Genomic DNA, 20,566 nt, shown 5'->3' with positions numbered 1-20,566 from the left:
CCATCGCCTCGCGAACGAGTTCGCTCCTACCGAGGCTTCATACCTTCTTGCGATACCCCTCAACAATCGCCGAGAAGTCCTTGCCGCCCTCGCCACGCTGACTCATCGCCTGATACAGCTGTTGTGCCACCGCGCCGAGGATCACCGGTTGGTGTGCGACCCGCGCCGCCTCTGTGGCCAGGCCAAGATCCTTGAGCATCAGCTCGGCACCAAAGCCGCCGGTATAACCTCGGGAAGCTGGCGCGGTGTCGACGATGCCCGGCCATGGGTTGTACATCTCGGAACTCCAGCAGCGTCCTGTCGAGGTGTTGATGATTTTGGCCAACACCTCAGTGTCGATGCCCAACGAATCGCCCAGCGCCATGGCTTCGGCCACGCCGATCATGGAGATACCCAGCAGCATGTTGTTGCAGATTTTGGCGATTTGCCCGGTGCCGATGCCACCGCAATGAACGATGTTCTTGCCCATCTGCGCCAGCACTGGCTTGAGCGTTTCGAAATGCTCGTCGCTGGCACCGACCATGAATGTCAGCGTACCTGCCTGTGCGCCCCCGGTACCGCCGGAAACCGGCGCATCGCCCAGGCTCACGCCTTGCTTAGCCGCTGCGGCAGCCACTTCGCGAATGGTTTGCGGGTCAATGGTGCTGCAATCCACTGCGGGCACCCCTGAGCCGATACCCGCGAGCACGCCATCCTCACTGAGATAGACGCTGCGCACATGGGCGGCAGCGGGCAGCATGGTGATGACCAGTTCAGCGCCTTGTGCCGCATGTCTGGGCGACTCACTGATACGCCCGCCCAACGCCGCAAGCTCGTTGAGGATGGTGATATTGAGGTCGAACAGATGCAGATGATGCCCGGCCTTGAGCAGATTACGGGCCATCGGCGCGCCCATGTTACCCAGGCCGATGAATGCGATTTTCATTGTTGTTCTCCTTGTGTTTCAAACCCACCGCAATTCCCTGTAGGAGCTGAGCTTGGTCTGGGCGGCATTCCGACGATAAGGCTGGACACGGCTCACTCTAGAATTGCGGTGCACCTATCGCGAGCAAGCTCAGCTCCCACAGGATTTTTCTTCTACTTGAGGTTTATGGTGGTATTCACCCCGTCGTTGACGCTGTCATCGTCAAACCAGCGGCTGGTGACGGTCTTGGTCTGAGTGTAGAACTGCACCACCTGTTTGCCGTATGGACCGAGGTCGCCGAGCTTGGATCCGCGTGAACCGGTGAAGCTGAAGAACGGCACGGGCACCGGAATCGGGATGTTGATGCCCACCTGGCCCACGTCAATTTCACTCTGGAATTTGCGTGCTGCCGCGCCGCTCTGGGTGAACAGGCCGGTGCCATTGCCATACGGATTGGCGTTGACCAGCGCGATGGCCTGATCAAGCGTGTCGACTTCCAGCACGACCAGCACCGGGCCGAAGATCTCCTGCGTGTAGATCTGCATGTCGGTGGTTACGCCAGAGAACAGCGTCGGCCCGACAAAATTGCCATCTTCAAAACCCGGCACCTTGACGTCACGACCATCCAGTTCCAGCTTCGCGCCTTCCTTCACTCCGCTTTCGATCAGGTCCAGAATCCGCTGCTTTGCGCGTCTGGAAATGACTGGGCCGACATCGGTACCCGCCTCGCTTCCGGCATTGACCTTGAGTTTCTGAGCAAGGGCTTTGAGGTCCGGCAGCCACTGTTTCGCCGCACCGACCAGGACGACCACCGACGTGGCCATGCAACGCTGACCGGCAGCGCCGAAACCGGCCCCGACCAGCGCATTCAGGGTCTGCTGACGATTGGCGTCAGGCAGCACCACGGCATGGTTCTTCGCGCCCATCATCGATTGCACGCGTTTGCCATGCTGACCGGCAAGGTTGTAGACGTGAGTGCCGACGGCCGTGGAGCCAACAAAGGACACGGCCTTGATGTCCTTGTGGGTGCAGATGGCGTCCACCACCTCTTTGCCGCCATGCACCACATTGAGTACGCCCGGCGGAACGCCCGCCTCCACTGCCAGCTCAACCAGCAGCATGGTCGACATCGGGTCCTGTTCGGAGGGCTTGAGCACGAAGGTATTGCCGCAGGCAATGGCCATCGGGAACATCCACAACGGGATCATTGCCGGGAAGTTGAACGGGGTGATGCCAGCGCAGACGCCCAAGGGCTGGCGCAAGGTGTAGGTATCAACACCCCCCGCGACGTTCTCGGAGAACTCGCCCATTTGCAGGCTGCCAATGGAACAGGCGTGCTCCACCACCTCCAGGCCGCGAAAGATATCGCCCTCGGCATCGGCGATGGTTTTGCCCTGTTCGGCGCTGAGCACTGCGGCAATGCGCGGCGAATGTTCACGAATCAACGCCTGCAACTTGAGCATGATGCGCATCCGCGCACCAATCGGTGTATGACGCCAGGTCTGAAAAGCCTTCTGCGCGGCGGCCACGGCGGCATCGACTTCGCCGGGTGTGGCGAACGGCACCTGAGCCAGCACTTGCTGGGTCGCCGGGTTGATAATGTCGTGCCACTCGGTGCTTTGTGATTCCACCCATTCGCCGTCGATCAGTAGCTTGACTCGATCCACGTTATTGTCCTTTTTGTTAGGGGAAGCGTTCATCGAAATCTCCTGATCAACAGTTATTCGGGACTCGGGCTGGACGCCCGATGCCGAGGCGGATCACGCTTCATCAGCGCGGTACAAACCAGAGCCACAACGCCCATACCCACCAGATAAACGATCACGTAATGCGGGCTGCCATCGGCGTAAGCCAGCAGCTTGGTGGCAATCATCGGCGCGAAACCACCGCCTAATACGCCAGCCAGTTGTACTGAAACCGAGATCCCGCTGTAACGGATTTCTGCCGGAAACTGCCGGGCGAACAACAGGGATTCAGGGGCATACAGGATCGGGAAGATCACCCCTACCGCCAGCACCATCGCCCACCAGACCAACACCGGCTCACGGGTGCCGAGCATGGCGAAGAAGGGATAAGCGAATGTGCACAGCAGCAGTAAACCGGCGAAGTACAAGCGGCGTTGGCCGACTTTGTCCGAGAGGTAGCCGCAGAACGGCATCGTGATGAGTGAAAGGGCCGCGCCCGCGGTGATCGCATTGAGCACATCGGCGCGTGGAATCTGTAGCTGATTGGCCGCATAGGCCAGAGCAAAGGTCACCGACATGTAGAACCAGGCGTTCTCTGCGGTGCGCGCGCCAATAATCGTCAGGGTCTCGCGTGGGTGTTCACGCAGCACCCTGAACAGCGGCACCTTGACGGCGATTTTGTCCTGCTTGAGCTTTTCGAAATCCGGCGACTCCGGGACCTTCAGACGGATCAGCCACCCGACGCCCAGCAATACGATGCTGGCAATAAACGGCAGTCGCCAGCCCCAACTGAGCATGTCTTCTTCGGGAAGTTTGGCGACCATGCCCATGGCCAGCGTAGCCAGCACTAAACCGGCACCCACACCGGTTTGTGGCAGGCTCCCATAGAAGCCTTTTTTGCCTTCGGGCGCATGTTCAACGGCCATCAATACCGCGCCGCCCCACTCGCCACCGACCGCCATGCCTTGCAGAAAGCGCATGACCACCAGAATCAGCGCCGCCCAGTAACCGATCTGCTCATACGTGGGAATCAGACCGATGATGATGGTCGGAATACCCATCATCATCAGCGTCATCAACAGCATGGATTTGCGCCCGATGCGGTCGCCGAAATGCCCGAAAATAATCCCGCCCAAAGGCCGCCCGAGAAAGCCCACTGCATAGGTGGCGAATGCCGCCAATACACCGGTGATCGGGTCCAGAGCCGGAAAGAAAATTTTGTTGAAGATCAAAGCGGCGGCAGTGCCGTACAGGAAAAAGTCGTACCACTCGATGGTAGTGCCCGCCATGCTCGCCGCACCGGCAAGACGATAGGATTTGGTTTTCTTCGCGGGACCGGCATCGAGTGCACCAGCGTCCGCCGTCATTGCGTCCTTCATAAACTCCTCCGCTTATTTATTGTTGTGCAGGGTGTTATGTCGTGGGGTGTTGCCTGGGATTTTTTCAACGGGGATCGATTTCTGCAGGAGCCAACCTGTTGGCGAGCCGCTGGGCCTGCGTAATCAGAAATATCGCATCGCTAACAAGTTCGTTCCTACCGGATTGCATTTCGTCAGGCCGTGCATTGGAGTATAGATGTGCAAACTTCTAACAAGAACGCACATAAAAGCAGGACCAACATGCAAAAAAACATCACCTCCCTGACCAGCCTGAACTGGGATGACCTGAAGTTTTTCCTTGAAGTGGCCCGCACCCGTAAGGCCAGCACTGCAGCCAAACGTCTGGCGGTGGATTACACCACTGTGTCGCGACGCATTACTTCGCTGGAGGGCTCGCTCGGGACGCTGCTGTTCGAGAAGTCCCGCAATAACGGTTTCGTCCTCACCGCCGAGGGGCAACGATTGCTGGGCTATGCCGAGTCCATCGAAAGCACCCTGCATTTGGCCTGCGAGCAGGTTTCAGGATCAGGCCTGGCCTTGTCCGGGCATATTCGCATCGGCTGTACCGAAGGCTTCGGCAGTTTTTTCATCACGCCGCAGCTCAGCCATTTTCTTGATAACTACTCAGACATCTCGGTGGACATTCTGCCGCTGCCGCACTTCATCAGCCTTTCCAAGCGTGAAGCCGATATCGTCATAGCCCTGGAACGCCCGGAACATGGGCCTTATGTGTGCTGCAAACTGTGCGACTACAACCTGCGCCTGTATGCGACCCAGGACTATCTCGACGCTCATGCGCCCATCAATAGCAGCGCTGACCTGACCGCGCATACGTTCATCAGCTACGTGGATGATCTGGCGTTCAGTTCCGAACTGCTTTACCTCAGCAATCTGCTGCCCGGCGCGCAGGCGCAACTGCGCAGCACCAGCGTGATTGCCCAATACCTCGCTGCGCTGCAAGGGCGTGCACTGGCCATCTTGCCGTGCTTTCTAGCCGCTCAGGATTCGCGACTGATACCGGTACTGCCAGAGGAGGTGAACATCACCCGGCATTTCTGGATGTATTGCCGCGAGGATTTGAGGAAGTTGAAGCGGATTACGGTGTTATGGGATTACATCCGGCAGGTGACAGAGTTGAATCAGGGGTTGCTGCTGGGGCAATCGCGGGAACTGAGGTTTGCGGATAGTCTCGCTAGGCATCTGTAGGAGCTGCCGAAGGCTGCGAAGCATTTAGCCTGACACGCAGCCATCGCATTCAGCAGTTCCGGTCATCTCAGAGCGCGCAGACCAGGCTCACTTGCTCACTGTTAAACCACCGGTCAATGTCTTCCGGTGGCATCGGCCGCGAAAACAGGTAGCCCTGCGCCGACATACAGCCCAGGCTTTTCAGCGCATCCAGTTCGGCCTCGGTTTCCACCCCTTCGACGATGCACTCAAGCTGCATGTCGTGACACAACGCAATCAGCGATTTGACGATCTTGAAGCTCGCCGGGTTGAGGTGCAGGTCGGTAACGAAGGTGCGGTCGACCTTGAGTTTGGTCAGGGACAGGGCATGTATCTGGCTAAGGCTCGAATATCCGGTACCGAAGTCATCCAGGGAAATGCCGCAGCCCAGGTTGCGAAACAGGGCGATGGCGGCTTGAGTCTGGGCCAGGTCCTGAATAACCGCCGTTTCGGTGATTTCAAGGTCCAGGCACGCCGGATCGAATCCGCTGTCCTTGATGACCTGCACGATAATCTGCGCCGCCTCTTCCGACCCGCAGTCATGCGCGGACAGGTTGAACGATAGATGAACCCCGGCGGGCCAGGACTTTGCAGTCCGTAGGGCCTTGGTCAGCAGCGGCACAGTGAGGCGGTTTACCATGCCGATGCGTTCGGCGATGGGGATAAATTCACTGGGCGGGACGTTACCCAATTCAGGGCTTTTCCAACGAGCCAGTGCTTCGAACGCTACGGTGCGCTGAGTGCAGATGTCCATGATCGGCTGGAAGACCACGTGAAACTCTTCATGCAAGTCAGCCCTGCGCAAGGCCTGCTCGGTGAGCCCTTGCCGATTGAGTTGCTGACGGTGGGCAGCGGAAAACATACAGACCGTACCGGGTCTGTTCCGCTTGCTTTGGTAAAGCGCGTAATCGGCGTACTCATAGACTTCGGTTTCGCTGGCCGCCAGATCAGGAAACGTTGCGATACCGAAGGAAGCACTGATTTGAATCGGAATATCCACGAGCATGAACGGCTCACGCATTTGCGCACAGATCAGCTCACCGAAAGTACGCAATTGCTCGTCGCTTTTGGCATCGGTCATGATCAACGCAAACTCGTCGCCGCCCAGTCGGGCCAGGTGCACGCCGTCATCGAGCAGTCCTGTCAGACGTTGCCCGACCTGATACAGCAGCTTGTCGCCAATACTGTGGCCGTAAAGATCATTCACCGGTTTAAAGCCGTCCAGGTCGATTAAGCCAACCGCCAGACGCACGTCCTGCTCGCGGGCATTCGTCAGCAAGGCTTCCAGTTGAGAAAAAAACTGTCGGCGGTTTGCCAGCCCGGTCAGGCTGTCCATGTTGGCGAGGCGACGGTTCTCGTTACTGAGCCTTTCAGTGCTGGCCTGCATGTTCACCAGCCGGGTGAAATCGCCGTACTGGGCTTTCAGAATGACGAGCATCGCAACGGAGACCAGCAGCACATCAATCGCAGTGGCAATAAAAGTGATGTTGTTGGTCGATGCGAAAAAAATCACAAACGCGGTGTTGACCACAACCGTGGTCGCCAGCGCTGCGGGGAGCAAATGCATCATGCAAAAGATGCAGCCGATGACCGTAATCGCCATGTAGAAGGCGACATGAGCCTGACCGTAGCTATCGCCATACGGAAACAGCGCCAGCGACCACGCGGTAAACCCGGCCGCGACAAAGGGCGCAAGACGATTCGTGCGCTTCAAGGCAGCCAGCATCTGTCCCGGGCTGGGTATGCGGTTGCGGGTTCGCCACCACTCCGCAGCACGGATGACACCGAATACCGTCATGATCAGCGGGCAATAAACGGCCAGCCAGCGCGGTGCCAATGAATAGTGAGTGCCCGCCAACACCAGCGTATTGATGAGCAGAATGAAATACATCATCGGCAGTTGTCGGGACAACGCGATGTATTGGGCTTTGACCAAGCCGGGGTTGTCGTGAGGCACAGACATAAGCGCTCGCAAATTGGCGAGCAACGTTTTCTTCATGAGGCGCGGCTCTGAAATTTCATCCAGTTTTAAAACCGACCGGATCTCCGTTCCAGTGTGGGCCAAGTGCATCAATGGACAGTGCGCTTACTCATTCGTGTCGGCCGGATGACAGGATTATGAAAACCTTCCGATGAATGGTGGCCATTTGATTATAGATCACGTTTTCAAGTCGGGATGGGAACCCCCAGCCATTCTTCAAATTCGTCTACCGGCATGGGTCGGCTGATCAAATAACCTTGCCCCGTGTCACAACCGGCATTACGCAGGAAGGCCAGTTGTTCCGGGGTTTCAATACCTTCGGCGGTGACAGTGAAACCCAGTGCATGACCCAATTCGATAACCGCCTGGGTAATCGCGACGTAGGCTTTGTCATGGGGCAGACCGGAAACGAACGTGCGATCTATCTTCAGGTTGTCGATGGGCAAGTCTTTCAAATACGCCAGGGACGAGTAGCCCGTGCCGAAATCATCGACGGCGACAGTCAGCCCCATGCTGCGCAACTGACTCAGTACCGTGTGCGCCAACTCCTGGCGATTCATGATCAGGCTTTCGGTGACTTCAATCTCGAGCGCCTGAGGCGGCAGGTCATGGCGCTGCAAAGCCAACCGCACGTCTTCGACAAAATTTCCGCGTTCTATTTGCAGCACTGCGACGTTGATCGCCACGTGCCGGGTAAATACTCCGCTATCGCGCCAGCGCCGGGCCTGACGGCACACGTGCTCCAGCACCCACTGGCCAATAGAGACGATCAACCCGGTGCGCTCTGCAAGCGGGATAAAATCGGCAGGCGACACCAGCCCAAGCGTCGGGCTGCGCCATCTGATCAGTGCCTCCGCCCCCTCAACCCGGCCACTTTTCAGATCCAGCTTGGATTGATACCAGACCTCGAACTCATTGCGTTCAAGTGCCTGACGCAGTGCGGCCTCCAGCGCCACTCGCGCCTGAATCAGCGTGGTCATATGCGACTGGTAGAAACAGAAATCATTGCGCCCGCCTTCTTTGGCGGCGTACATCGCCGTATCGGCCTGAGTCAGCAGCGCCTGGGCGGTAGCACCATTCGCGGGGTACATCGTGACGCCGATACTGGCGGTCACGAGTGCGGCGGTGCCCTCCAGATCGAACGGTTCCTGTAACGATCGCAGGATCTTCCCCACCACAGGGACGGCGTCCGCCTCGCACTCAAGCCCGTCGAGAATGAAACCAAACTCGTCGCCCCCCAATCGGGCGACAACATCCCCGAACCTCACCGCATCGACAAAACGGCGAGTGGCATGTTGCAGCAATAAATCCCCCATGGGGTGGCCAAGACTGTCGTTGACCATTTTGAAACCATCCAGATCCAGCATCAGCACGGCCATGCAGTTGTTTTGCCGCTTTGCCTGCTCAATGCCTTGATTCAGCTGTTTGTGGAACAGCACCCGATTAGGCAGGCCGGTCACCGAGTCAAAATGAGCCAGACGCTCAAGCCCCCGTTCAGCCTCCTTGCGAGCGGTGATATCGCGCACGATCGCGTACGTCACCTGCTCGTGTGCAAGCTGCATGGTGCACAGCGTCACCTCGGTGGGGAAGACACTGCCATCCACACGCTTGTGGTCCCATTCAAAACGCAATGAACCCTCACGCTCGACCTCGGCCCTCAAGGCTGCAGCTTTGTCCGCAGAGGACTGACCATCCGGCTGGAACTGCGGTGAAATATCGGCGACGGTAACGCTCGGGAATGCAGGGCCCTCGAACCCCAAAGCTCGAAGCCCAGCAGAGTTGCCCAGGTTAATCCGCCCATCCTGGCCTCTGATCCAGATAGGGTCAGGAGAACGTTCGAACAAAGTGCGAAAGCGATCCTCACTTTGTACCAACGAAGACGAAATATTTTCCCGCTCGGCGATTTCATCGCGCAGCTCGGAGTTTCGTCGACGAATCAATCGGTGATTAAAGCTGGCCTGCAGAATAAAAATGCTCAGCAGCAGCGATGTGGAAATAGCCAGAAGAAAAAGCGAGGAGTCGATAATGGTGACTTTTGCCCAGCCAGCCTTGGGCTGAGCCGCCAGTTGCCAGGTGCCACCGGGAATACTGACCTCGACGACGACGGGATCGCCATCAAAAAGCGCTGCATCGCCGTAAATCATCCCGCCCGCAGACCCTCGACCATCCTGGCCGCGCAGCGCCACTCTGAGCCCTTGCTCTTCCTCAAGGCCACCGGCTTTCAGCAACGCTTCAGTACCGGCAACCACAGAAACGAGGCCCCAGTAAGCATCATGTTCATCATGGGCAGACAGGAAAACAGGACGGCGGTAGATCAGTTCCCGGCCGCCCTGATACAAGGTCACAGGCCCTGCCAGCAAAGCCGCGCCCGACAGACGCGCTTTCACAATCAGGGGGAACTGCTCCGGTCGGGCTCTATAGTTCAGCCCGATAATGCCCTCGTTGCCTGCCAGGGGGTAGGTATCCTGAATCACATCACCGGGCGCGATGACGATGTGGCGAATGTAAGGGACAGCCTCGATTGCGCTTTGAGCCATGCGCCTGAAATGCTGTGGGGAAATACTGCCGTCGATGCTGATGAGCTGCGCGATACCCTCGGTGCCACTGAAAGCAAATCGAACGCGCTCCGCCAATCGCGTCCCCAGACTGCTGAGCTGCAACGTCACGCCATCTCGCTCGCTGTCTCGAGAGCGTGCGTTATCCAATGCGCCCAATCCATAGGAAAGGACAGCACCGATGAACAGCACCCCAAGAGGTAAAAGGAAGGTGCTGTAGGAGCCCTTATAACGGCTCGCTGTTGCCTGGGCTTCGTTCACATGCAGCTACCCATGTACGCCGATAAAAGAAATTCGAATGCACCTCGTCATCGACCTGAATCACCGTTCCTTGAGCGGCATTTCCAACTATCAATTTGGCCAATGATGGGTACCAATAGCATTGACTTCTTAATAAATCTCAGCGGCGTAGCATTGCCTCCATACCGAGTTAACAACTAACCCGATCTGGAGCAACTACCATGAAAACTTCAAAACTGATTTTCGGCCTTGCCTTCTCCGTACTGGCTTCAAGTGCTTTCGCTTCTCCACAGCTTCCAAGCCTTCCAGGCAACAACGACACCAACCTGATAGACCCTACTCCGGCAGTCATCGTTGTGGCTGAAGGTGGTGCAGTTCATACCAACGTCGGTGCAAGCCGCATCGCTGCTGATGGCGCTGACCGTGTCGGTGCTAACCGCCTCACTTCTGATGGTGCTGATCACGTCGGTGCTAACCGTCTCGCTGCTGACGGTGCTGACCGCGTCGGTGCTAACCGTCTCACTTCTGATGGTGCTGATCACGTCGGTGCTAACCGTCTCGCTGCTGACGGTGCTGACCGCGTCGGTGCTAACCGTCTCACTTCTGATGGTGCTGATCACGTCGGTGCAAATCGCCTCGCCGCTGATGGTGCTGACCACGTTGGTGCAAATCGTCTGAGCTGATTTTATTCTGCTCTTCAAACAGCCCGGCTTTGGCCGGGCTTAATTTTGTCTGCAATAAAGCCTTGTGGTCATCGGGGTATATATAAAGCCCGCCTAACCAACACACTCTGCGAAAGAGATAATTGGATCCAATTATCTGCGTGATAATTAGCTCAACAAATATGATGTCCGATATCTGCTTAAAACTTTCCGCGATTAAAAAACTGTTGATCAAACAACTGCTTGAAACTGTGCCTTACTTTTTGACGATCGGCCATTCAGGTTCGTAAACCCTTGCCGATAGGGTGTTGTACAGATATCTCGCTGCCTTAAAAAAATAACGCTCCGGCTGTGATTGATCTTCCAAGCAAAAAAACTCGTGGAGAAACACAATGAACAGCTGGTTCGCCAATATCAGCGTCAATATGAAGCTCGCCCTCGGTTTTGGGCTCGTGCTTATTTTTACTGCCATCCTCGCTCTGACTGGCTGGAACAGCCTGAGCAAACTCATTGACCGCAGCAACTGGATGAGTGACATCACCGAACTCAATGCCCAGTTGACCAAATTACGCGTGACGCGTTTGCAGTACATGGTCGCAGACGGTGACGACACCGTGGCTCAGACCGTTCAGGTGGCCCTGGATGGCTTCAAGGCTCAGCAGGAAAAACTGCTGAAAAGCTTCAAGAGCCCGGAAAACATTGCACTGTTGAAGCAACTGAGCACCGTAATCGCCGAATATGAAAAAGGCCTCGCCGAAATGCGCGCGGGCTACAAAGCCAGCAATAGCGCACGCGATGCAATGGGCGTTCATGCCGACAAAGGTAATGCGCTGGTCGATCAACTCTACGCTGATGTATTGAACCTGGGCGCAGACGACGAACGCCGCTTCGAACAGTATCAAGCCATCAGCAAGGTCAAACAGGACCTGATGCTCGCGCGTTATGAGACTCGCGGTTATACCGGGAACACCACGCCTGAAAATGAGCAAAAGGCGCTGAACCAGATCGAGAACGCGATCAAAGGTCTGCAAGCCACTCAATCGACTTTCAGTGGCGTACAAGCTGACCGTCTCAAGCAGCTGGAAGCCGAGCTGGGCGAGTACCGCACCTCTTTGATTGGCTTCAAAACCACCATTGCCAGCCTCGCGGTACTGCGCAAAAACATGACGACCCAAGGCGCAACTATCGTCAAACTCAGTGATGACATGTACCAGATCCAGCTGGATCGTCGCGACAGCGAAAGCGCTGACGCACGCAACATGCAATTGATCTGCACCCTGCTTGCCCTGGTGCTGGGCGTGTTGGCGGCAGTGATCATCACGCGTCAGATCACCCGTCCATTGAAAGATACCCTGGAAGTTGTCGAGCGCATCGGCTCCGGCGACTTGTCGCACACCATGGTCGTGACCCGTCGCGACGAACTGGGTGAACTGCAACAGGGCATTCAGCGCATGGGTACAACCCTGCGTGATCTGATCGGCAATATCCGTGACAGCGTTGTGCAGATTGCCAGCGCCGCAGAAGAACTGTCTGCAGTCACCGAGCAGACCAGCGCGGGTGTTAACAGTCAGAAAGTTGAAACTGATCAAGTGGCAACCGCCATGCACGAAATGTCGGCCACGGTGCAGGAAGTTGCACGCAATGCCGAGCAAGCGTCCCACGCGGCATCGGTAGCCGATAAAGAAGCACGCAACGGTGACAAAGTTGTCGGCGAAGCCATCGTGCAGATTGAACGTCTGGCCGCTGAGGTCGTGCGCTCCACTGACGCGATGACTCAGCTTGAGCAGGAAAGCGACAAGATCGGCAAGGTCATGGACGTGATCAAAGCCGTCGCAGAGCAAACCAACTTGCTGGCCCTCAACGCTGCGATCGAAGCTGCGCGTGCCGGTGAAGCTGGTCGCGGTTTTGCGGTAGTCGCTGACGAAGTCCGCGGTCTGGCGCAGCGCACACAGAAATCCACCGAAGAAATCGAAGCGCTGGTCGCCGGCTTGCAGAACGGCACCCGTCAGGTTTCAAGCATTATGCTCAGCAGCCGTGAGCTGACTGAAAGCAGCGTGACCCTGACTCGCAAGGCCGGTACATCGCTGGAAAGCATCACGCTGACGGTTTCCAACATTCAAGCGATGAACCAGCAAATCGCGGCCGCAGCGGAAGAGCAAAGCGCAGTGGCCGAGGAAATCAGCCGCAGCATCATCAACGTGCGCGATGTGTCCGAGCAGACCGCTTCGGCCAGCGAAGAGACCGCCGCATCCAGCGTTGAACTCGCCCGCCTGGGCAATCAGCTGCAAATGCTGGTGAGCCACTTCAAGGTCTGACCCTTTTCAGTCAGCACCTCGCAATACACCTCAAGCCCGGCTAAATGCCGGGCTTGAGCGTTTCTGAAGCACGTATTTGCAAGATCGTCCCGACACCCTAGATAAAATGACGCCAAAAAATTGATGGCCAAGCGCCACAATTTTTAGTATTCATACATTCATATATATCAATTTGTTTCAGGCTAGCGCCTCGATCAGTGATCAGCGTCGTCCGTTCATCTCTATCGCTGGCTCCCTTACTGCAGCTTTGGCAAGATTTCCAAGGAGTGTCATGAATACGTGGTTTGCAAATATCAGCGTCAAAATGAAACTGGCGCTGGGTTTCGGCGTAGTGCTGATTCTGACTGCCGTGCTTGCAGCCACAGGCTGGAGTAGCGTCAGCAAGCTGATTGAACGCAGCGACAGAATGGTCGACATCACCCAGCTCAATGCTCTGCTGGACGACGTGAACTCCGCACGCTTGCAATATGTGGTGGATAAGGGCGACGAGAAAAGCGCGGCCGTGGCACAAACGGCACTGGATCAGTTCGATGCGCAACAAAAGCGTCTTGCCACGGTATTTGCCAGCGCAACCAACCTGGGCAGCCTGCAGAAGATCAGCAGCCTGACCGCTGATTATCAGAAGTCGCTGAGCAAGATGCGCGAGGCTTATAAAACCGACGCCTCAGTACGCAAAGAGATGGGCGTCTATGCCGTCAAAGGCGCAGAGCTGATTGGTCAGATTCTGGATGACGTGATGCAGATGCCTTCAGGTGATGAACGCTTCGCTGCCTATCAGGACATCATGAAGGCCAAGGAAAACCTGGCACTGGTGCGCTACGAAGTCCGCGGTTATACCGGTAACGCGACGACGAGCACCAAAGACAACGCGTTCCGGCAACTCGACACTGCACTCAAAGGCATGGAGCAGCTGTACGCGACCTTTGGAACCAGACATGGTGACAAGCTCAAGCAGCTAGAGACTTCGCTGATCGGCTATCGCGCCGCCGTACAGCGCTTCACAGCAGCCAATGCGGATGTCATGGACGCCACGAAAGAAACCCTTGAACAAGGGCGCGCGATCACTCAGGCAAGTGACGCCATGTACGACTTCCAGCTCAATGCTCGCGAACAGAACACCAGTCAGGCACGCACTCTGCAAATCACCTGCACGCTGCTGGCACTGGTATTGGGCACACTTGCGGCAGCCGTCATCACCCAACAGATCAACCGTCCGCTGCGGGACACGCTGAATGTAGTCGAGCGCATTGCCTCCGGCGATCTTACACACAGTGCCGTCGTAACCCGCCGCGATGAACTGGGCGAATTGCAGCAAGGTATTCAGCGTATGGGCAGCACGCTGCGCGACTTGATCGGCGGCATTCGTGATGGCGTCACGCAGATCGCCAGCGCTGCCGAAGAGCTTTCCGCAGTGACCGAGCAGACCAGCGCCGGGGTCAACAGCCAGAAGGTCGAAACTGACCAGGTTGCCACCGCCATGAACGAAATGTCAGCCACCGTGCAGGAAGTTGCCCGCAACGCAGAGCAAGCATCCCAGGCCGCTTCGGCAGCCGACAGCGAAGCCCGCGCAGGCGACAAAGTCGTCGGTGAAGCCATCGCACAAATCGAGCGTCTGGCTTCTGAAGTGGTGCGTTCCGCCGATGCGATGACTCAGCTGGAACAGGAAAGCGACAAGATCGGTAAGGTCATGGACGTGATCAAAGCGGTTGCCGAGCAAACCAACCTGCTGGCCCTCAACGCCGCCATTGAAGCGGCGCGCGCAGGGGAAGCCGGTCGTGGATTTGCCGTCGTAGCAGATGAAGTCCGTGGCCTGGCGCAACGGACCCAGCAATCGACCGAAGAAATCGAAAGCCTGGTCAGCGGCCTGCAAAACGGCACGCGTCAGGTCTCGAGCATCATGCTCAGCAGCCGCGAACTGACCGACAGCAGCGTCGCCCTGACCCGCAAAGCCGGGACCTCGCTAGGCAGCATTACCCAGACGGTTTCCAGCATTCAGTCCATGAACCAGCAAATCGCCGCCGCTGCCGAGCAGCAAAGCTCTGTGGCTGAAGAAATCAGCCGCAGCATCATCAGCGTGCGCGACATCTCCGAGCAGACCGCTTCGGCCAGTGAAGAGACTGCCGCGTCCAGCGTTGAGCTGGCGCGTCTGGGTAATCAGTTGCAGACGATGGTGAGTCATTTCAGGATTTGACTTAAATCAGCCGCGCGCTCACAGATGCTTTGTGCTTTGTGAGTTAGCGCGCTCCTGAGTAACCGGTCGGGCTTCCCGTCCATTCTCAGGCGAGCTCCAACCAGCCTGCCCCTGAGCAGGGTGAGTCATGCGCAACAACTCAAGCTCGAAGTGCCTTCGATCCTGCTGTGAAATTGAATCCAGTATTAACCCGATCGAAGCCATCGCCACCGCAACCAGCTCCAGTCCCGTTGCCAGGATAGCCAGCGGGATATGGTAGATGTACTGCTCACGGATCCAGTCGTTGATCACCGGGACGGCAGCGATCAGGCCCGCCAGCGCGAATATCAATGCGCAACCGCCAAAGAAAAGCATGGGTCGGTAATAGCGAAGGATGTTCCATATAGTACTCACGACCCGCACCCCATCCTTGACTGTATTGAGCTTCGAAAAGCTCCCGCTGGGGCGGTCACGATAATCCGATGGAATTTCGACGATACGAAAACGCTTGTCGAGTGCATGGAGCGTCATGTCAGTTTCAATTTCGAAACCTTCCACAAGTATCGGATAGCTTTTGACGAAACGCCGATTGAAAACCCGGTAACCGCTCATGATATCGGCCAGGTTTGCACCGAATAACCGGTTCACCAGGTCACGTACCAAACGGTTTCCAAACCCGTGCAATGCGCGCTTGTTCTCGACGGCATACTGCCCTTGGCTGTGCCTGTCACCCACGACCATATCGGCTTCGCCAGCCAGCACGGGCTTGAGCAATGCGTGAACATCAGATGCGGGATAAGTCAGGTCAGCGTCGGCCAGCACGTAGACTTCAGCATCGATATCCAGAAGCGCGCGCCTGACGGCATTGCCTTTGCCCGGTCGAGGCTCATTGACCACTCCACCCAGGCACCTCAACCTCTGCAGGGTCTGCCGGGCAATGTGCTCAGTGGCGTCGGTCGAGCGATTGTTTATCACCCAGATCGAGGCATCTGGCAGCTCTTGAAAAAAATCTTCGATCGTCGCAGCAACGGTAAGCTCTTCGTTATACGCCGGCAGAACGATTGCGATATGGGTCATGTGTGTACCTTGGTGATGCTCTGTGGGTACATCACGGCCCCAGCTTTCTGGAAGAGTCCGGACCTGACTGCTGCTCCGCAACACGGCGCAACCGGAATTTGGATACATCATCTTTTGGCGAAATGCAGGAACGCCGTGTCAGCGGGAATCACATCAGGCCAGCCCGATTAGCCTGTAAAGCGAATAACGTTCATGAGCCTGGCAGCACTCATGACCGCGTTTTTGAGAACACAATGAATCTGGAATAGATGAACCCGCACACCAGGCTAAAAGAGGCAAAAAGCGTCAGCATCAGAAGAGGAGGAAGCGCCCAGATATCGGCCAGCAGGCCAAAAGTGCCAGCCAACAGCCCCATGAAAGCGACATACAGGAAATAGCGCACTGCCGTAGCATCGGCGCTGAACGTGAACCGGGCATTGGCAAAAAAACTAAAGGTTACGGCTACTGTAAAAGCCAGCAAATTGCTCGCAGCCTGGCTGGCCCCTACACAGAAGAACAGCACTGCAAATACACCGCAGTGAATCACCGTATTCACCATGCCCACGCCGACATACCGCAAAAAAAATCGTCCCATAATGCCCGCTACACATACCTGGATCCTGTTGAAAAATCGGTCTTATGAAAAGACCGCCCGATAGTCAGGCCTCGTTTTTAACCCGTCAGGCTTTGCGCGCTACTAAATAAACAATGTCATTGGGCAGTAACTTTAGAACCGGCAATGCAAGGGCAACGGCACAATAAATAATAACTTTGCTCAACCGCCCCATTTTCCCGGCAAAGGAAATTCTGGAATACAACCCCGTGAGGCTGACGACAGGCAGCCGCCCGGTAGAGGTCATTACAAAACCGTTGCGTTCAAGGAGCGCGGCAAGGTTATGTTCATTGAAATAATGCACATGCGGTGAAGGCAAGCCTTTTTGCCAAAGCCGCTCAAAGAACCCCGTGTAACCCAACCGCGAAAACACCCGGGCGACGCGATAAAACACGCCATTGCTGCTGGGCAAATTGACAACCAGATAACCACCTTCATTGAGTCGTTCATGACAGGACCGCAGGATCTCGATAACCGGCGGAATATGTTCCAGAACATCGTTGAATACAATCACGTCAAATGTTTCGAGGTCCAGTAAAACATCCGGAAAATAGCCGTTCCGGACAGGGAGACCACGCGCAGCACTGGCGGCACAGATGGCTTCATCGGGCTCCACACCCAATACGTCATAAGTACCCATGGCGGCCTCAAGAAACCAGCCGTGTGCACTCCCCACATCCAGTAAGCGCCCACCCTCGGGCTTCAACGCGGTGATGGCCTGCAGCAGTATTCTGAAATTACTGAGTCGCAGCTCCCGCAGCCCCGTTTCTCTTGCCGCCTCGTCGATATTGTCGTGCGCCCTATTTTCATTAATGGCAGGCAAGAGACTCGACTGCTCATAGGCGCAACTCGGGCAGGAAAAATGCCAGTTAAACAACGACTCTTTCAACCGTGTTTCACACACCGGACAGTTATTGAGCGACATCCTATTACCCCCCTTATCGAAATCACGTGATGACTCGCACGCCGACGTTATTGTAAGGCTGACGTTACACTTGCTATCACTACAGGGCTATAACAGTGACTTAGACTAGCACGATAGTTCATGTCCGCCGGTTGCTAAAGCAATAAAGCACATCGTATAGTCAACGCCTGCTTCACAGATTGCGCTCACCAGAGTAGCGCTGTTTTTCTGGATTGGTCACTGATCATTTAAAACAGAAGGCAGCCAATAAATGACGTCAAATTCTCGCCCTCGCTATTCGACATGCCTCATTATCAACGCCGCATCCTGTATCAAAGGACTGATAGTCGCCTTTCGCGCGCGCGCCCACGAAGCAAGGGCTGAACTCAGTATTTTCAAACCGTTTTATATGTTCAACATTGCACTACTGCTGAGTATTAACTGCAGTACCGTTTGGGCAACCGAGCCACAACTATCGCCCGTGGCAGGTCGAGGTCATATCGACTTGATCACGTTTGAAAACAATCGCATCACCGCTCAAGGGTGGGCCGCCGCCGAGCAGGCCAGCCGACAAATCACCTCGATCGCAATACGGCTGGATGACAAAGAGGTGTACGCCGGGGTATTTGAAAAGCCTTTGCGGCCAGACGTGGCGGAAATCTTCCAGCGGCCTCAGTGGTTGAATTCAGGATGGAGAGTTTCATTCGAAATACCCGACGGCATAAAAACCGGGGTACACGCAGTCACGGCGATAGCCCGGATTGCGTCAGGTGAGTCGATAACACTGACACCCTCGGCAACTGCGCAAAGCCTTTATGTTTATCAGGACCCTGCCAATGACAAGAGCGTTATCCGCCCAATAAAACTGATCATTGCCTTTAGCGTGCTGTTCCTGGCCATTGCGTTCATTAAATCGACCGTGATCACTCAGCGGATCAATCACCGATTCGCGCTGGGCCTATCAGAGCCCGCGCTGTTCAGTTCATTTGTCCTGCTGGTTTCATTCCTCTTTGTGGGTCTGGGATTAACGGGATCTTCGTTACACCATGGCCAGGCCAATGCTCCCTTTGTCGAAATGGACAGCATCAGAATCATGGGCAACGACCAGCCAATACGCAGCGACGAGTGGCTGGTCCAGACCCCCTTTGCCATAGCGCAATTCAACCATGAGCCGCCGTTTCCAGTTGTAAACAAGAACGTGGGGGAGGATGGCCAGAACATGATGGTCACCAGCATGACCAGCGTTCCCATCGCTCATGTCACGGCACTGGCCAAGCCCGCCACATGGGGCTTTTTTGTATTTGATTTGAGGCGTGCGTTGTCATGGAACTGGTGTTTTCCAATCGTCGGATGCTTCCTGGCACTGGCGTTCGTACTCAACAGGCTGTCTGACGAGCACTGGAAGCATGGCTTCCTGTTCTCAGCGCTGTTCTGCTGCGCACCTTATGTCGTTGGCTGGTCCTTCTGGCCCGCTTACACCGTTTTCTTCCCCTGCTTGATATTGCTCAGTGCGTTGCAGATTCTCAAAACTTCCTCCCTCTACAGGCTGATTCCGTTGGGCGTTTTGCTCGGACTCGCGAGTGCCGGGTTTGCGTTCATCCTGTATCCCCCTTGGCAGGTTTCAGTCGGCTACGTGTTCGTTGCCATGACGATAGGAATAGTCATCCGTGAAAAGCTCCACCAGCAGCTAACGCTTCCAAGAGGCATAACCTATCTGTTTGCGATGGGTGTAGCGGGCGCCCTCGTCGCCGCATGGTGGTTAGACGCCAGCGATGCGGTGCAGACAATGTCCCAGACGGTCTATCCCGGGCAGCGGCTCACCGTGGGCGGTACGGCAACACTTCCACTGCTGCTTAGAGGTTTCACGAACATCCCGACCCTGCAACTGATCAACAGCACCATGAGTAATCAAAGCGAAATCTCCAGTTTTTATTACCTGCTACTGCCCTTGGCGGCCCTGGTCGCATTGCGAGCCATACAGAACAGGCTGACGGCACTGGAATGGTCGCTCACCGCGATATGCGGAGTACTGCTCTACTACATGTTTGTCGGTTTCCCGACTGATCTGGCCAAATACTCTTTGTGGGGGCGTTCTGCGCCCTATCGCGCTGATCTGGCATTGGGCCTTGCGAGCCTGATTCTTACCCGACTCTTGTTGGGCCAAAAATCTCAACCGCAAGAGGCCACACAAACTGTCAAAGTCATTGCCGTCGCGGTCTCCGTGGGCTGGATTTATATCGTGTACCGCAGCCTCGCACAGCTGGACAGCACCCTGACGTCCGGCATGACATCCAGCCTGTTGATATTGATACTTCTCATCACTGCTGCCCTCAGCTACTTCCTGATAACCAACAGATTCAAACCCTTTGTCCTCATCAGTCTGGGGCTGTCGCTGGCGACTACAGTGAGCTTTCATCCCATCAGCATCGCCCCCAGCGAAGTCCGGCTGCGTCCTGTACCCACGACTGCCGACACGCTAGCCAGCGCCCTGAAAGGTAAAAGAGTTGTGGTCCTGGAGAGCACGACGCCTGCAATGTTCCTGATTGCATCCGGAATATCAGTCGTCAACGGAATCAATTACTTCCCGCAAAAAACACTGTGGAGCCGAATGGATCCAGACGGGAAACAGCGAGACGTTTATAACCGCTACCAGCATCTCGCCTTTGTCGGAGCACAACCCCCGGCAGGGGCCTACAAACTAGGTACACCTCACCCCGACATCGTCATGGTGACCCTCAACCTGGCGACGTTCGATTTCCGTTTGTCGGGCGCCAATGTCGTCCTGGCGCCCGACAACGACACATCAAGGCTTGATGAGAACAAAGGCCTTTCGTTTGCCGGTACAGCCAATGGCTGGAGCTGGTTCACAGTCAAATAG

Annotated in this window: 13 protein-coding genes and 1 pseudogene; 6 read left to right on the top strand and 8 right to left on the bottom strand. The window is 56.1% G+C overall.

Going from position 1 to position 20,566, the window contains the following annotated elements:
* Positions 1-37 precede the first annotated feature (37 nt).
* The 3 genes from mmsB to ACYASS_RS23545 form a co-directional block, all read right to left on the bottom strand.
* The gene (gene mmsB / locus ACYASS_RS23555) at positions 38-925 is read right to left on the bottom strand and encodes a 3-hydroxyisobutyrate dehydrogenase (RefSeq protein ID WP_463587907.1); all 888 of its coding nucleotides are present in this window, start codon (positions 923-925) and stop codon (positions 38-40) included.
* Positions 926-1,077: 152 nt separating this feature from the next.
* Complete coding sequence (locus tag ACYASS_RS23550; protein WP_463587906.1) at positions 1,078-2,604, bottom strand: CoA-acylating methylmalonate-semialdehyde dehydrogenase; 1,527 nt, start codon at positions 2,602-2,604, stop codon at positions 1,078-1,080.
* A gap of 20 nt (positions 2,605-2,624) precedes the next feature.
* On the bottom strand, positions 2,625-3,968 hold the full coding sequence (locus ACYASS_RS23545) for an MFS transporter (protein ID WP_463587905.1): 1,344 nt from the start codon (positions 3,966-3,968) through the stop codon (positions 2,625-2,627).
* 240 nt (positions 3,969-4,208) lie between these two features.
* Here ACYASS_RS23545 and ACYASS_RS23540 point away from each other — a divergent pair, with 240 nt between their 5' ends.
* Positions 4,209-5,174, top strand: a complete 966-nt coding sequence (locus ACYASS_RS23540; RefSeq protein WP_463587904.1) for a LysR family transcriptional regulator — start codon at positions 4,209-4,211, stop codon at positions 5,172-5,174.
* A 67-nt stretch (positions 5,175-5,241) separates the two neighbouring features.
* On the opposite strand, the gene ACYASS_RS23535 is transcribed toward ACYASS_RS23540, so the two are convergent.
* A complete protein-coding gene (locus tag ACYASS_RS23535; protein WP_463587903.1) occupies positions 5,242-7,191 on the bottom strand; it encodes a putative bifunctional diguanylate cyclase/phosphodiesterase in 1,950 nt (649 codons plus the stop codon).
* A 167-nt stretch (positions 7,192-7,358) separates the two neighbouring features.
* Positions 7,359-9,989, bottom strand: a complete 2,631-nt coding sequence (locus tag ACYASS_RS23530; protein WP_463587902.1) for a bifunctional diguanylate cyclase/phosphodiesterase — start codon at positions 9,987-9,989, stop codon at positions 7,359-7,361.
* Between the two features lie 200 nt (positions 9,990-10,189).
* Here ACYASS_RS23530 and ACYASS_RS23525 point away from each other — a divergent pair, with 200 nt between their 5' ends.
* The 4 genes and pseudogenes from ACYASS_RS23525 (at position 10,190) to ACYASS_RS23510 (ending at position 15,136) form a co-directional block, all read left to right on the top strand.
* Positions 10,190-10,651 carry a hypothetical protein gene (locus tag ACYASS_RS23525; RefSeq protein WP_463587901.1) on the top strand — a complete coding sequence of 154 codons (462 nt, stop codon included), beginning with the start codon at positions 10,190-10,192 and terminating at the stop codon, positions 10,649-10,651.
* Between the two features lie 404 nt (positions 10,652-11,055).
* Complete coding sequence (locus ACYASS_RS23520; protein ID WP_463587999.1) at positions 11,056-12,945, top strand: HAMP domain-containing methyl-accepting chemotaxis protein; 1,890 nt, start codon at positions 11,056-11,058, stop codon at positions 12,943-12,945.
* Between the two features lie 271 nt (positions 12,946-13,216).
* Positions 13,217-14,281, top strand: a pseudogene (locus tag ACYASS_RS23515) (methyl-accepting chemotaxis protein); the annotation flags it as partial.
* On the top strand, positions 14,273-15,136 hold the full coding sequence (locus ACYASS_RS23510) for a methyl-accepting chemotaxis protein (protein ID WP_463587998.1): 864 nt from the start codon (positions 14,273-14,275) through the stop codon (positions 15,134-15,136). The pseudogene ACYASS_RS23515 and the gene ACYASS_RS23510, both read left to right, overlap by 9 nt.
* 18 nt (positions 15,137-15,154) lie before the next feature.
* On the opposite strand, the gene ACYASS_RS23505 is transcribed toward ACYASS_RS23510, so the two are convergent.
* From ACYASS_RS23505 to ACYASS_RS23495, 3 genes are all read right to left on the bottom strand, one after another.
* On the bottom strand, positions 15,155-16,192 hold the full coding sequence (locus tag ACYASS_RS23505; RefSeq protein WP_463587900.1) for a glycosyltransferase family 2 protein: 1,038 nt from the start codon (positions 16,190-16,192) through the stop codon (positions 15,155-15,157).
* A 208-nt stretch (positions 16,193-16,400) separates the two neighbouring features.
* Positions 16,401-16,766 carry a GtrA family protein gene (locus ACYASS_RS23500; protein ID WP_463587899.1) on the bottom strand — a complete coding sequence of 122 codons (366 nt, stop codon included), beginning with the start codon at positions 16,764-16,766 and terminating at the stop codon, positions 16,401-16,403.
* 85 nt (positions 16,767-16,851) lie between these two features.
* Positions 16,852-17,709 carry a class I SAM-dependent methyltransferase gene (locus ACYASS_RS23495; RefSeq protein ID WP_463587898.1) on the bottom strand — a complete coding sequence of 286 codons (858 nt, stop codon included), beginning with the start codon at positions 17,707-17,709 and terminating at the stop codon, positions 16,852-16,854.
* A 250-nt stretch (positions 17,710-17,959) separates the two neighbouring features.
* Between ACYASS_RS23495 and ACYASS_RS23490 the strand changes: the two genes are divergently transcribed.
* Positions 17,960-20,566 (top strand): DUF7657 domain-containing protein, encoded by a 2,607-nt coding sequence (locus tag ACYASS_RS23490; protein WP_463587897.1) that lies wholly within the window; start codon positions 17,960-17,962, stop codon positions 20,564-20,566.

Source organism: Pseudomonas sp. HP_14 (assembly GCF_055283875.1).
This window is presented reverse-complemented; position numbering and strand designations above follow the sequence as displayed.

Coding starts and splice junctions, on each gene's coding strand:
- mmsB (WP_463587907.1), bottom strand. CDS start 925: ATGAAAATCGCATTCATCGGCCTGGGTAACATGGGCGCGCCGATGGCC.
- ACYASS_RS23550 (WP_463587906.1), bottom strand. CDS start 2,604: ATGAACGCTTCCCCTAACAAAAAGGACAATAACGTGGATCGAGTCAAG.
- ACYASS_RS23545 (WP_463587905.1), bottom strand. CDS start 3,968: ATGAAGGACGCAATGACGGCGGACGCTGGTGCACTCGATGCCGGTCCC.
- ACYASS_RS23540 (WP_463587904.1), top strand. CDS start 4,209: ATGCAAAAAAACATCACCTCCCTGACCAGCCTGAACTGGGATGACCTG.
- ACYASS_RS23535 (WP_463587903.1), bottom strand. CDS start 7,191: ATGAAGAAAACGTTGCTCGCCAATTTGCGAGCGCTTATGTCTGTGCCT.
- ACYASS_RS23525 (WP_463587901.1), top strand. CDS start 10,190: ATGAAAACTTCAAAACTGATTTTCGGCCTTGCCTTCTCCGTACTGGCT.
- ACYASS_RS23520 (WP_463587999.1), top strand. CDS start 11,056: ATGAAGCTCGCCCTCGGTTTTGGGCTCGTGCTTATTTTTACTGCCATC.
- ACYASS_RS23510 (WP_463587998.1), top strand. CDS start 14,273: ATGGGCAGCACGCTGCGCGACTTGATCGGCGGCATTCGTGATGGCGTC.
- ACYASS_RS23505 (WP_463587900.1), bottom strand. CDS start 16,192: ATGACCCATATCGCAATCGTTCTGCCGGCGTATAACGAAGAGCTTACC.
- ACYASS_RS23500 (WP_463587899.1), bottom strand. CDS start 16,766: ATGGGACGATTTTTTTTGCGGTATGTCGGCGTGGGCATGGTGAATACG.
- ACYASS_RS23495 (WP_463587898.1), bottom strand. CDS start 17,709: ATGTCGCTCAATAACTGTCCGGTGTGTGAAACACGGTTGAAAGAGTCG.
- ACYASS_RS23490 (WP_463587897.1), top strand. CDS start 17,960: ATGACGTCAAATTCTCGCCCTCGCTATTCGACATGCCTCATTATCAAC.